11 protein-coding genes and 1 pseudogene are annotated in these 13255 nt (G+C 43.4%); 1 reads left to right on the top strand and 11 read right to left on the bottom strand.

Going from position 1 to position 13255, the window contains the following annotated elements:
- Window positions 1-132 precede the first annotated feature (132 nt).
- The 9 genes and pseudogenes from PAND9192_RS00590 to flgK form a co-directional block, all read right to left on the bottom strand.
- Window positions 133-1578: a sigma-54 dependent transcriptional regulator gene (locus PAND9192_RS00590; RefSeq protein ID WP_087819302.1), complete on the bottom strand. Its 1446-nt coding sequence runs from the start codon at window positions 1576-1578 to the stop codon at window positions 133-135.
- Between the two features lie 251 nt (window positions 1579-1829).
- Window positions 1830-2231, bottom strand: a complete 402-nt coding sequence (gene fliS / locus PAND9192_RS00585) for a flagellar export chaperone FliS (protein WP_065177262.1) — start codon at window positions 2229-2231, stop codon at window positions 1830-1832.
- Between the two features lie 52 nt (window positions 2232-2283).
- Window positions 2284-2601 (bottom strand): flagellar biosynthesis protein FliS, encoded by a 318-nt coding sequence (locus PAND9192_RS00580; RefSeq protein WP_087852122.1) that lies wholly within the window; start codon window positions 2599-2601, stop codon window positions 2284-2286.
- Between the two features lie 9 nt (window positions 2602-2610).
- Window positions 2611-4053 (bottom strand): flagellar filament capping protein FliD, encoded by a 1443-nt coding sequence (gene fliD, locus PAND9192_RS00575; protein ID WP_087852121.1) that lies wholly within the window; start codon window positions 4051-4053, stop codon window positions 2611-2613.
- Window positions 4054-4064: 11 nt separating this feature from the next.
- On the bottom strand, window positions 4065-4517 hold the full coding sequence (locus tag PAND9192_RS00570) for a flagellar protein FlaG (protein ID WP_234998873.1): 453 nt from the start codon (window positions 4515-4517) through the stop codon (window positions 4065-4067).
- 87 nt (window positions 4518-4604) lie between these two features.
- Window positions 4605-5402 carry a flagellin gene (locus PAND9192_RS20970; protein WP_442439541.1) on the bottom strand — a complete coding sequence of 266 codons (798 nt, stop codon included), beginning with the start codon at window positions 5400-5402 and terminating at the stop codon, window positions 4605-4607.
- A 264-nt stretch (window positions 5403-5666) separates the two neighbouring features.
- Window positions 5667-6185, bottom strand: a pseudogene (locus PAND9192_RS20965) (flagellin N-terminal helical domain-containing protein); the annotation flags it as partial.
- A 1206-nt stretch (window positions 6186-7391) separates the two neighbouring features.
- Window positions 7392-8651, bottom strand: a complete 1260-nt coding sequence (gene flgL, locus PAND9192_RS00560; protein ID WP_087852119.1) for a flagellar hook-associated protein FlgL — start codon at window positions 8649-8651, stop codon at window positions 7392-7394.
- A gap of 12 nt (window positions 8652-8663) precedes the next feature.
- A complete protein-coding gene (gene flgK, locus PAND9192_RS00555; RefSeq protein WP_087852118.1) occupies window positions 8664-10613 on the bottom strand; it encodes a flagellar hook-associated protein FlgK in 1950 nt (649 codons plus the stop codon).
- A gap of 221 nt (window positions 10614-10834) precedes the next feature.
- Between flgK and PAND9192_RS00550 the strand changes: the two genes are divergently transcribed.
- Window positions 10835-11020, top strand: a complete 186-nt coding sequence (locus PAND9192_RS00550) for a flagellar hook protein (protein WP_065166474.1) — start codon at window positions 10835-10837, stop codon at window positions 11018-11020.
- Window positions 11021-11106: 86 nt separating this feature from the next.
- Here PAND9192_RS00550 and flgJ read toward each other — a convergent pair whose 3' ends face one another.
- Window positions 11107-12111 carry a flagellar assembly peptidoglycan hydrolase FlgJ gene (gene flgJ, locus PAND9192_RS00545; protein ID WP_087852117.1) on the bottom strand — a complete coding sequence of 335 codons (1005 nt, stop codon included), beginning with the start codon at window positions 12109-12111 and terminating at the stop codon, window positions 11107-11109.
- 36 nt (window positions 12112-12147) lie between these two features.
- Window positions 12148-13218, bottom strand: coding sequence for a flagellar basal body P-ring protein FlgI (locus PAND9192_RS00540; protein WP_370738372.1), 1071 nt, complete (start codon window positions 13216-13218; stop codon window positions 12148-12150).
- Window positions 13219-13255 lie beyond the last annotated feature (37 nt).

Below are 13255 nucleotides of genomic sequence, written 5' to 3'. Positions count from 1 at the left end.
GAATATCGTTAATAGCTATATTTTGTGACTAGTTTTGACACCGCTCGGTGTATAAAACACATAAAAAAAGCCACCGCCAGTAATTTGGCGGTGGCTTTTTTCGAATTGTTTTACAACCATTGTTAGTATGAATTAGCTGTCTTTAGATAATCCGTATTTACGCATTTTTTCAACGAGCGTAGTACGACGCATCCCTAACATGTCCGCAGCGCGCGCTACCACACTCGACTGAGCATCCAAAGCTTGGCGGATCATTTCAACCTCTAGCTCTGCCAGCATTTCTTTAAGGTTTAGCCCTTCTGGTGGTAAGTCATTACCTAAAGATGTGGTATCAGTCTCTTCTGAAGCAAACATGTCAGCTAATGCTTGCTGTTCTTGTTCTTCAATCGAAGTGGTATTTAACTCAGGTACAAAATCAGGTAAATGACCATAACGGTATTTCACCGGTAAATGGTTCACATCCACCATTTCGCCTGGATAAAGAATCGTTAATCGTTCCACGAGATTAGCAAGTTCACGAATATTTCCCGGCCAATCATGCAGCATTAATGATGCAATTGCGCGCGGGGTGAAGTGAATGCGTTTCGCGCCTTCAGCTTCCATTCGCGTTAGCAACTCTTGCAATAGTAACGGAATGTCTTCAATTCGATCACGCAACGCTGGCATATCAATTGGGAACACATTTAAGCGGTAGTATAAATCTTCGCGGAAGCTTCTATCAGCGATCATTTTATCCAGATCACGATGGGTTGCTGCCACAATACGAACATTGGCTTTAATGGTTTGACTGCCACCAACACGTTCAAAACTACGCTCTTGTAACACCCGTAATAATTTAACCTGCATCGACATTGGCATATCACCAATCTCGTCTAAGAATAAAGTGCCACCTTCAGCCAACTCAAATCGCCCTTTACGGGTTGAAATTGCGCCAGTAAAGGCACCTTTTTCATGACCAAATAATTCACTTTCAAGTAAATCTGCAGGAATGGCACCACAGTTAACCGGCACAAATGGGCCTTTGCCACGCTCTGAGTGATAGTGCACATTACGCGCAACCACCTCTTTACCAGTACCGGATTCACCTAAAATCAACACACTAGCATCACAAGCTGCCACTTGTTCAACCAACCGACGAATATCACTAATGGCTTCACTGCGACCGACCATGCTTCTAAACAGCATGTTCTTGCGCCCTAAAGACGGCACTTGATGAGTACGTTTGCCTAAATATTCTTGGCAATGACGGAAGGCATCAGCTAATTGGTTGTAATGTAACGGGAGTTTAAGATCACCAATATAATTAGGTAACTCAACCAATGCTTGATGATGATTGGCTAATGCAACCACAGGGATCTGTGGGTACATTTTAAGCATATTAATAATACTATTTAAGCGCTTAGCGTTGGTGATCGTGCCTAATAAACAAACACCCCATGGCTGTTCCCATAATGACACGGTAAGATCTTGTGATGATAGCGCACTATGATGCTCACCCATAAAATTGAGGATGATACCTAAATCATGACGTTGCTGTGAATCGTCATCAATAACAAGTGTATTTACTAAACCGAGCATAAAATGGATATTGCCTTTATATGAGGACACTTTGACGGAAGATTCAATATAACCAAGAGAACAACAATCAAGAAGATAGTAGCTACATTGTAATTAATGTGCACCATAAGGCAAGATTTGACGTATAAAAGCTGTGATACCAATACAAATTACAATGCAATTGAGACGCTTTTATTCCATTTTTAGCTTAAAAACCATAAAAATACTGCTTATCGGCAACCAAATTTGTGGTTGCCGACAATCAATAACGGTTAATTTGTTTCAGTAAGGTAGTGATATTGGGTTGGAATTTGATCCCATGCTGATTTTATTTCACGTAACATACCGATCACATCATCAATTGGCTGAGTGACGTTTTCTGCATTGGCACGTGAAATTTCGCTGCCCATAAAATCATAGAGAGCATCAAGGTTTTTCGCGATGTCACCGCCGTCTTCCATTGATAAGCAGTCACGCAAGCTTAATACGATATCTAATGCTTTAGCTAACCGCTCACACTTAACGGCGATATTGCCCTGTTCCATCGCGGCTTTGCCCTGAATAAGGCGTTCGATTGCCCCAGCGTATAACATTTGAATGATACGGTGTGGTGATGCGCTGGCGAGTTGTGCATTCACTGAAACTTGCTTATATGCCTGAAGAGAACCACGCATGTTATTATCCTTTAAATAGCTGGAACATTATTGCTAGCGTTAACGCTAATGGTTATTGTCCGTGTTGTTGAATATTGCTGTAGAGCGATAATGATTTTTGACTTTTTTTCGAGCGTACTAACTGCGCGCCAATACGATCTTTATGCTGTTGTAATAACCCTTTCATCGCTTGCGTACGTGCTACCACATCATCAAATACTGGTCGTGATAACTGTGGCTGTTTAAGCACTAACTCCACTTGTTGATGGCGCAACGCAACTAAGTTTTCTAATTGCTGCGGAAAATCATCAGGGTACTCTTCCGCCAACAATAACTGCTCGATTTGGTGTTCAAGCTGGGTTAGTGGCTCTAATGTGATTACTTGTTGCATTGGTTATCCTTACTCAAACGACATCATCAAACTCATCATGCTACTGAGTTGATTGTTCATCTGACCGATGGCTTCATCCATCGCTAAAAACTGTTTATAGGTACGATCTTCATAAGCGACCATGCGTTTATTAAGCTCTGTCATATCGTCGTCTAATGATTTTTGGCGCTCTTTTAAGGTCTCTTCTTTAACAGACAAAGAACCATCGGTTTTATCGGTAAAACTGTCTAGCAACTTATCGGCTTTAGCCAAAAAGCCGCTGTCTTCTTGCGCAAAAAACTGACCGATAACGGCAAAGTTTTCACTGATAATGTCATCGAGTTTATCGCTGTCTTCTTCAAGCTCGAGGGTGCCGTCACGCTGAATCGAAATACCGAAATCAGACATTTGATACAACTTGCCGTTAATCTCAATCGGCTCGTTAAGTAAGTTACGCATTTGAGTAGTCACTGAGCGGGTTAAGCTATCACCGTTCAATGCTCCGGCACGATTAGGATCATCCGGCTCTTTATCAGCATCAAATCCGGTTAACTTATCAATGGTGCCCATTAAGCTGTTATAACTATCAACAAACGATTTCAGTGAGTCTTTAGTGCTTTTCTCGTCACTTTCAATGGTGATCTTAACTGATTTAATATCGACATCATCAGTTTCAGGGTTATTGGTACCTGATGTACCCGTGAGTTTTTTAAGATCTAACGTCACCCCTTCGATGACATCTTCAAAGGTATTATTACTGCTGGTCACGGGAGTGAAGTTATCGATCATGATTTTGGCATCTTGCGCTACCTGCATCTCATCAACTTTACTGTCCACCATACCGTCTTTATAAGCAAGTGATGCTAATTGCCCCGTCATCGCTGAAGTATCAATTTCAATGGTATTTTCAACACCGGTTTCTTTGGTGGAAAAGACAATTTTAGAGCCGCCTTCTTCGCCAGTATTAATCACGGTTGCTGTTAGACCGGGGTTATCTTCAGCGTTATTAATCGCATCTACAATCGACGATAAATCATCGTTGTCTTCAGTAATGTTTAAGGTCATCGACTTATCACCGACCTTAATTACCATTTCACCACTACCGAGTGACGCTTCAGGATCACCGCTAAATAATTCTTTACCCATTAATTTATGTGATTGCGCCATTTGCTCAACATTAATGGTGTAAGAGCCATTTTTTGCTTTTGCTGTCGCTTTTACCGCAACGTAATCACTGTTATCAGACGTTGCTTTTTGACCATTAAAGGCTTCATCTTTACCAAACTTTTCTAGCATTGACTGCATGCTACTGATCGATGATTTGACCTGACCATAAGCACTGAGAGAGACATTAACTTGTTTTTGTTGTGTTTCAATACGATCTGCTTTTGGTTTACGTTCAGCGGCAACTAATTGTTGCGTCATGCCTGCAATATCTAGCCCAGATGCCATTCCGGCAGCACTTAACCCCATAGTTATGTCCTCTACACTGTTTTACTGATAGAGCCCAAAGCATGCTTGGCTAAATTTTTATTTAACTCTAGCAATTCTTGTGCCGGAACTTGGCGAATAACTTCACCACTGGTTTTATCAACGATGGTGGCTATCTGCTCACCGGTTTCCTCATCTTGATGGAAGCGCAAACTACGGTTAACTTTTTGTAATACTTGTTCAATCTGCTTAATGCGTTCTTGCTCTGCAATAGGATCAGGCGTAAATGAATTAAGCGGATTGTCATCAAGAGGGTGATTAACATCATCAACATCCGCTAATGCGGTTATCAGTGGCAATGGCTTGCCGCTTGGTTGTAACTCACTATAAGTTGGCTCAGATATAGACTGATTCGCAGTATTGGCCGTCGCTGAAGTCGTACTATTTAATGATGTTGGTAGCGCGGTATGTAGCCCTATTACAGCAGCAGTAGAAGTGATCGCCATAGCCAGTTCCTTGAGCATATTTGTTAGCGATTAAAATACAATAATGCCCTGCTGAACGTATCAGCAGGGCATAAATTTAAGGGCGAATTAACCTAGTAGGCTAAGTGCCGCTTGTGGAATTTGTTTTGCTTGCGCAAGAATTGAAGTACCCGCTTGTTGCAGGATCTGACCTTTGGTCATGTTGATAGTTTCAGAGGCGAAATCAACATCTTTGATACGGCTGTTAGAGGCATTAACGTTTTCGTTGATGTTAGCCAAGTTACTCATGGTGTGAGTCATACGGTTTTGGAAAGCACCGATTTCCGCACGCTTCTCATCTACTTGCTCCATTGCTGAATCAAGTACATCGATAGCGTTTTGTGCACCTTCTTGAGTTGATAGATCTAGGCTTGCTACTGATTCAGTGGTTACTGTGCCACTTACTTTTGCTGCCGCTGCACCATTTAGACTGTAATTTTCAATACCGGTATCAAACTTAGCTTTTGATAAATCGATATCGAAAGTACCAACGACTTCTGCTTTAGCTTCCTTGCCTGCATTACCCGTTACAGCCCCATTCGTTGTTGTTACCGCTAAATCTTTTGCATCATTTTTTTGTGTCTCAGTGGTCGCTCCTTTAATAACAACTGAACCTACTTGAGCATCATCACCAGCAGCTGTTTCTTTTGCAAAATTAGCTTTAACATCAACGGTACCGGTACCATCAGCTTTACCTGTTAATACTATTTCACCTGTTTTTTCATCTAAACTTGCAGTAACCGCTTTTTGATCATCAGTACCACCTTGTAAAGCTGTATTGATTGCAGCAACTACCTCTTCAGGAGTATCTTGAGCAACCAATGTCGTATCAATCGCAACATCTGCTCCGGCTACGTTTAGGGTCATCTTACCTGTAAGGCCTTCTAGACGAGTTTCGGCAGCAACACTAGCTTCAGCTGCTTTGTTTTCTTTATCACCATTAGTTACTTTAATATTGCTGATACCGTCAATATTATTTAGTTTGTTCTGTAAATCTTCTGCGGTCATATCTTTAGTTACTTCGATCTTATGCTCTGTGTCACCAAGCTTAAGACTAAAAGTAGTATCACCTGTTGATGAACCACCAACAAACTCATCAGCTAATGCTTTAGTTACATCTTCTACACCTGAATATGAGCGACCAACAGAGTGAGAAGAAACATCCATCAACTCTAGGCTTTGTGTTTCATTAGAGTTAGCGCCAATTTGGAAAGATTTTGAACCAAATGAACCATCAAGTAGGTTCTGACCACCGAAGCTTGTGGTATCAGCAATACGGTTCATTTCGCTTTGCAATTCACCCATTTCTTTCTGCATTGCGTCACGATCTTTATCAGAGTTTGAACCGTTAGCAGATTGAAGTGCCAACTCACGCATACGCTCCATGATGGTGGTAGATTCTGACATCGCACCTTCAGCCGTTTGTGCCATTGACACACCATCATTAGCGTTACGCATTGCGACGTTTAGACCATTGGTTTGATTAGTCAAACGGTTTGAAATTTGTAGACCGGCTGCATCATCTTTAGCAGAGTTTATACGCAGACCAGATGATAATTTTTGCATGCTGTCGGCAACACTGCTGCTTGCACTGTTTAGGTTACGCTGGGCAGTCATTGCTGTTACGTTAGTATTAATTGTAATAGCCATAAAGGTGACACTCCTTGATATGATCTTTCCCAGACGTGGTGCCGGGTTAAAAAGAGATTTAATTAACTTAGTGCTAAAGTTAACGGCACCTTTTGGCTAAGCTTTAGGATTATTTTTATAATTTTGTATATGAATTTAACAATTGATAAATAGGGGGGAATAGTTAACGAGTGGCGAGTGCCAAACCTCGTTATTGCCGACAGTAAGCCTCATGCCCGTTATATTGCCGACCGTGAGTGCCAAACCCCACCCCGTCATTCCCTACAGTGAGGTTACGAACGAGATAGGGAATCTACACCCCACGCGTTGTAGAGTCATTGGGGTTATACTGATTAAATTCACTGGCGTCTGTTAGGCTCAAGCACGCGTTGAGTAGATCACGGATAACCTCGTCCCTCGACTTCCGAGATGACGCATAATGGGCTACGTAAGTGCCAAGCCCCGTTATTGCCGACAGTAAGCCCCATGCCCGTTATTGCCGACCGTGAGTGCCAAGCTCCACCCCGTCATTCCCTACAGTGAGGTTACGAACGAGATAGGGAATCTACTCCCCACGCGTTGTAGAGTCATTGGGGTTATACTGATTAAATTCACTGGCGTCTGTTAGGCTCAAGCACGCGTTGAGTAGATCACGGATAGCCTTGTCCCTCGACTTCCGAGATGACGCATAATCGGCTACGTAAGTGCCAAGCCCCGTTATTGCCGACAGTAAGCCCCATGCCCGTTATATTGCCGACCGTGAGTGCCAAGCCCCACCCCGTCATTCCCTACAGTGAGGTTACGAACGAGATAGGGAATCTACACCCCACGCGTTGTAGGGTCATTGGGGTTGTACTGATTGAATTCACTGGCGTCTGTTATGCTCAAGCACGCATTGAGTAGATCACGGATAGCCTCGTCCCTCGACTTCCGAGATGACGCATAATCGGCTACGTGAGTGCCAAGCTCCGTTATTGCCGACCGTGAGTGCCAAGCTCCACCCCGTCATTCCCTACAGTGAGGTTACGAACGAGATAGGGAATCTACTCCCCACGCGTTGTAGAGTCATTGGGATTGTACTGATTAAATTCACTGGCGTCTGTTAGGCTCAAGCACGCGTTGAGTAGATCACGGATAGCCTCGTCCCTCGACTTCCGAGATGACGCATAATGGGCTGCCTCGGACTCTTTGTTCTGCTCTTCCTCGAAACTCGTCCCTGCTCTTCCCTTAAATATAATTAAACAATGATAATTGCTTGGTTTGCCCAAACGCTTGCTGCGAGGCTTGCAACGCCATCATTTGTTGATTCATATCCATAATGGCTTTACTGTAATCAAGATCTTCTAAGCCACTTTGAGCCTGATTTAGGGTTAATTCAAAATCCAGATGTTGTTCTAACTGGCGATCGACCTGCTGCATAATAGTGCCGACTTCTGAACGCTGCTGGTTCATGTGCACAAAGCCACTGTCGAGATCATCAATCACTCGCTGTAAGTTTGCTTCTGCCGCAGGCGATGAGGTTGGACGCTCTGCGTTATCAATCGCACTCTGAATCGAATCAAAAATATTAATGGTTTGGGCAGGTTTTAGCGTAATGCTATCGCCACTGCTGATGCCATCAAATTGCAGATTAAGGGTAGCACTATCGGCAACCGCAGGATCTTTATAACTGATCCCCTGCTGAGGATCATAACTCGCATCAGTAACAACCTCTTTACCGCCGATTTTAAGGCTGTATTGCATCACTCTGTTGCCGTCTTTATCTACCTTATCACTTTCTTTAAAACTTACTTCAATAGTTTCAGCCGTAGAAAAATCACTGGTAGTAGCAGAGAGTAAATGCAATTTAGATCCATCAGTTAATCCACCTGCAGTAGCAGTTTTATCACTAAATACAGGTCGAAAATCACCGTAACTATTAGGTATATCAGTAAATAGCTGATCGCCAGGCAAGCTAGTTTTTACGTTAACCGATTTATCAATTTGCGCATAACGCGACTGGTTATCACCGTGATAGTTCATGCTGCCATCAGTGGCTTCCATAAACGGTTTAGTATCAGATTGATTACCCGCAAACACATAGTTACCCGCTTCATCACGGCTATTGGCTAATTCTAGTAACCCATCACGGAGGCTGATTAATTCATCTTTAAATGCGGTGCGGTCGTTACTTGCCATCGCACCATTGATCATTCCCAGCACTTTTTGTTTGGTTGCGCCAAGGTTATCTTCAACCCCAGCTATCGCGGTTTCCATGGTTTGCAGACGATTATTGGCCAGGGTGATGGCACTATTATATTGATCGATTTGAGTCAGCTGCTGGCGATAGTTTTGAATCGTCACAGATGACACCGGATCATCGCCGGCGGTTTCGACCCGTTTGCCGCTAGATAGTTGACCGTTAGTTTGATTAAGCTCGCCTTGCTTACGCATTAAGTTGGAGGTCAGGTTTTGGTATTGGCTGGCGGTTGAGACGCGATTGATCATGACAACTCCTGGTTATACTGCGCGCATTAAGGTATCAAAGGTTTCTTTTGCCACCGACATAATTCGTGATGACGCCATGTACGATTGTTGAAACTTCATTAAGTTGGCGGCTTCTTCATCAAGGTTAACCCCTGATAAATTCGATACTCGCTCTGAGGCTGAATCAAAATCAAGCTGATTTACTTCAGTTAATTTATCGGCATTTTTTTTAAGCATGCCAATATCTGTCGCTAAGCCTTCAAAAACATCAATCACACTGGATTTACCATTTGCCATGGTCTTTTGATGCTGAACTTGCTGCATCGCTAAAAAGTTACCGTTGCCGCCTTGGGCATTTTGCGCGCCAAGTTCAATCTCAAAGCTGTCATTGGCTGCAGCATTGGCTGATATTGTCATTACTGGCATTGATGTAGTCGCGCTGGTTTTAAAGGCAATGTTAGCGCCATCAGCAGCAGAATAACGATTATCAACCAGCTCAACATTGGTATTCGTTTTTAAATCAGTAACCGTAACTTGATCGCCCGCGGCATTTAACTGTAACTGATACCGCCCAGCGGCGTTATCAGGCACAGCTGTCGCTTTAGTAATCGTTGCCGAGCCAGTGTTTGACTCTGCGGCAACAGCGGTTAACTGGCGGTGACCAGCAAGCCCGCGCGGATCGGTCATTGCCAGTGAAATATCCGCAGCACCACGACGTAAAGGTTGAATAATGGTGGTTTCAGTCTCGCCAGCCGTTAACGTTGGCGGTTGATTAATAGTGATTTCTAAACCATCAACCTTAGCAACAAACTTGCCGTCAGCATCGGCTTCCAGTTGGGTTTTATTACCTTGCTGATCAATCAAGGTATGGCTGCTCGCATCACTGACTAATTGATAATCACCTAATTTCAGCTGGTTAATATCATCAATTTTAACGCTTATATCACTGCTGCTACCAAAGGGTTGAAGCGCCCGTTGCGACATTGCCTTGGCACTATTAATATCGTTAAATAATGCTTGCCCTTGCTGGCCATTAAGATCAACGCCCTGCTGTTGCAAATCGTTCATCTGAGACCCAAAACCAATTGCCATTTGTCCGAGTTGATCCAAACTTTTATCAATCACATCATCACGCACCGTTAGCATCGCCCCTAAGCTGCCACCAATGGTGTCACTTTTAATCGGTTTGCTATTATTGCCATTGATTAACGCTATTTGTTTATTGGCAACGTCAGGATCGCCATCGACGAGTTGCAACTGCGATGCACTCACGCCTGAAACTAAAGTATCACCGCTGCCAATAATAACCGTATTGGCTAAGCTGCCTTTATCCGCTAACACTGTCACTTGCGTGTATTTGGCTAATTCGTTGATCAGCGTTCGTTGTTGATCAAACAGATCGTTACTGCCATCGCTAGTTGATTGTTGTTGCAGGCTAGTATTGACTGCGGCAAGTTCTTGCCCTAGCGCATTGACGCGTTCAAGTGAAACACCGAGTTGCTGATTAACATCAGTACGAATATTGGTGAGGGTTTCGTGGGCATTATTAAGATTAACCGCCGCTTGATTGGCATGTTCTAGCACCGTTTGACGGCTACCTAGATCGCTTGGGTTATCCGCTAATGAACGCACCGAGTGATAAAAATCATTAATACTGTTCACGCTATTAACCGCGCTTTTCGAGGTGAAGTCATCTAACATCGCTAAATGCTGTTGTTTAACGTTAGCTTCTTCAAGCTGAGTGGTAGACAGCGTCAGTTCGCGGGCTGCAAATTGATCATAGGCACGACTGACGTTATCAATATAAGCGCCAGTACCATAGTAATTATTACCATTCCAATGTGCATTATCTGCTTTTTGCTCAACAACTTGACGGCTATATCCAGGCGTGTTGACATTGGTAATGTTATGACTTGCCACATCCAATTGTTTTTGAGATGTGCGTAAGCCACTCACCCCAATTTGCATCAAATCTACCGCCATTGCCCACTGCCCTCACTGAAAATTAAACCATTACCGTCAATGTATTGCGATAACGCTGTAACTAATAAGCAAGAACTGAACCACTTTTAAATAAATAGCGCACTGACATCAATGTTTAAATAAATACTGTTAATTGGCATTTATTTACTTATACTTTTGCCAAAGCTGCCGATACAGATCAACACTTAACAAAACTAACGTCATAACAAAGGATCGCGCTAATGAATGTTTTACTTTCTGGATTAATTGGTTACGCGATAAAAGAAGTGGTTGTGCCGCTGATTACTGACAGTAACGATGATCAGCAACAATCAAAACAAGTGTCTGATAAGGAAGTCGAAGGGGCATTATTTGAGAGTAACGATCTGATTAAAATGGTCTCAAGCTTAGTTGATATTGTGGTATAAGATTGTTGTTACTTTCATTGTTCATAACTCCCTCGATACACCAGCTTTTTAGTTGCTTTATTCTTTGATCGCCCCGATCATCCTGATCACAATAAGCTCTGCACTTTTTTCATTACCGCTAACACTTTGTTGCTGTAATTAGGATCAGTGGCGTAGCCTGCTTGATGAATTTCACGAATAAATTGTTGCGGCTGAGTGCTGTGCGTCAGTGCTTTTGAATAGCGCGGATTATGCTGTAAGAAATTAACAAAATCATCAAAACTGTGCTGATAAGAATCATAAGCACGAAAGGCTGCTTGTTCTTGAACGGCAATACCATCATGAAATTCTAATGTTTTAGTGGCAACCTTTTGCCCCTGCCAGCGTGGATCCGCTTTAATATTAAATAAATTATTGCTTGAACCAAGCGCATTATTGATCACTTTTTTACCCCAGCCAGTTTCTAATGCTGCTTGAGCAATCAATAACGCAGGATCGGTGCCTAATGCACGTGCCGCTTGCTGCGCATAAGGTTTCATGTGATCAACAAATTCCGCTGCCGAGGCAAAACTTGTCGGTTTAGCGACCGCAGCAGGCACCACTTCAACCGCATTAACCGCGCTTGATTTTGCTGCAATAGGTGGCGCTGCCTCTAATTGCGCTAATGACGCTGATTCTGCTAACGGTGATGTTGTGGCAGTCGCTGTGGCTAAAGCTGGCGCATCGGCATTAATTGGCCGAATCGTAAATGGCTGCGGTTGCTGCTGAGGCCGAAGTTCGGTTGTCGACTGGTGTTGACTCAAATCTTGTTGCTCGCCACCGAGCTGTTTAACGATCATATCCGCCAGCCCTAAACTACCAGTGGTACTAAGCTGCGAAGAGAGTTGTTCATCGTGCATTTGCTGGTAAAACTTACCGTTATTGCTACTCATTAAATCTGATTCAAAGGCGCTATTAGCCTCACGCATCGATTTAAATAACATCTGCGTAAAAATAGATTCAAACTGGGTTGCCGCTTCTCGCAAAGAGCCTTGTTTATCATTATTAATTCCTGCACGTAAGCGATCAAGATTACTTAAGTCATGAATAAAACCCGGCTCTATTTGCTTCATTGCGGCTCCCTTTTATAGTAATAACGCACTAACGGATTAGATAATAATTAACTGACCTTCAATCGCACCAGCTTGCTTTAACGCTTGTAAAATCGCCATTAAATCTGATGGCGCTGCGCCGACTTGATTGACCGCTCGTACTAATTCATCCAAGGTCACTCCCGGCTCAAATTTGAACATACGTGCATCGGATTCATTAACAGTTATTTGTGAATTAGGTACCACCACGGTTTCACCACCAGCAAAGGCATTGGGCTGACTCACTTGCGCATTTTCTTTAATGGATACCGTCATGCCACCATGAGTAATTGCCGCTGGACGTAACTTAACATGCTGGCCGATAACAATGGTGCCTGTGCGTGAGTTAACAATGATTTTTGCCGAGCCTTCAGCGGGATCAAACTCTAAATTTTCAACCGTTGATAAAAAAGCCACTCGCTGACTAACATCTCGCGGCGCACGAACACGAATCGAGGTTGCATCCACAGCTGATGCCATTTGTGGACCTAAAAACTGATTAATCGCATCAGACATTCGTTGCGCGGTAGTAAAATCAGATTCGTACAAGTTAAAGGTTAAATAATCGCCACGCCCAAACGGGTTTGAGACTTCTTGTTCAACCATCGCACCATTGGTGATTCGCCCCACTGTTGGGGTATTACCCACCACTTTAGAGCCATCAGCACCTTCAGCACTAAAGCCACCAACCACTAAACTGCCTTGAGCAATCGCATACACTTTACCATCAAGACCTTTAAGAAACGTTTGTAATAATGTGCCGCCACGTAAACTTTTGGCTGAACCAATCGAAGACACGGTAATATCAATCGTCTGTCCTTGTTTGGTAAACGCTGGCAAGGTCGCATTCACCGCAACGGCGGCGACATTTTTGGTTTTCGGTTTAGTGCCAACGGGCAATTGAATACCAAAGTTTTGCAACATCGCATTAAAAGTTTGCTCGGTAAACGGGGTGGTTTCACCAGTACCGGGTAAACCGACCACTAATCCATAACCGACTAATTGGTTACTACGCACGCCTGCAACGGCAGCGACATCTTTGATCCGTGCTGCTTGCACAGTGGTGGTAAATAAAGCCAAGGCTAGCATACATATTGACGAAATTTTCAAGCGATTCTCCGCTGCG

The organism is Photobacterium andalusiense (assembly GCF_900185625.1).
Lineage (GTDB): Bacteria > Pseudomonadota > Gammaproteobacteria > Enterobacterales > Vibrionaceae > Photobacterium > Photobacterium aquimaris.
This window is presented reverse-complemented; position numbering and strand designations above follow the sequence as displayed.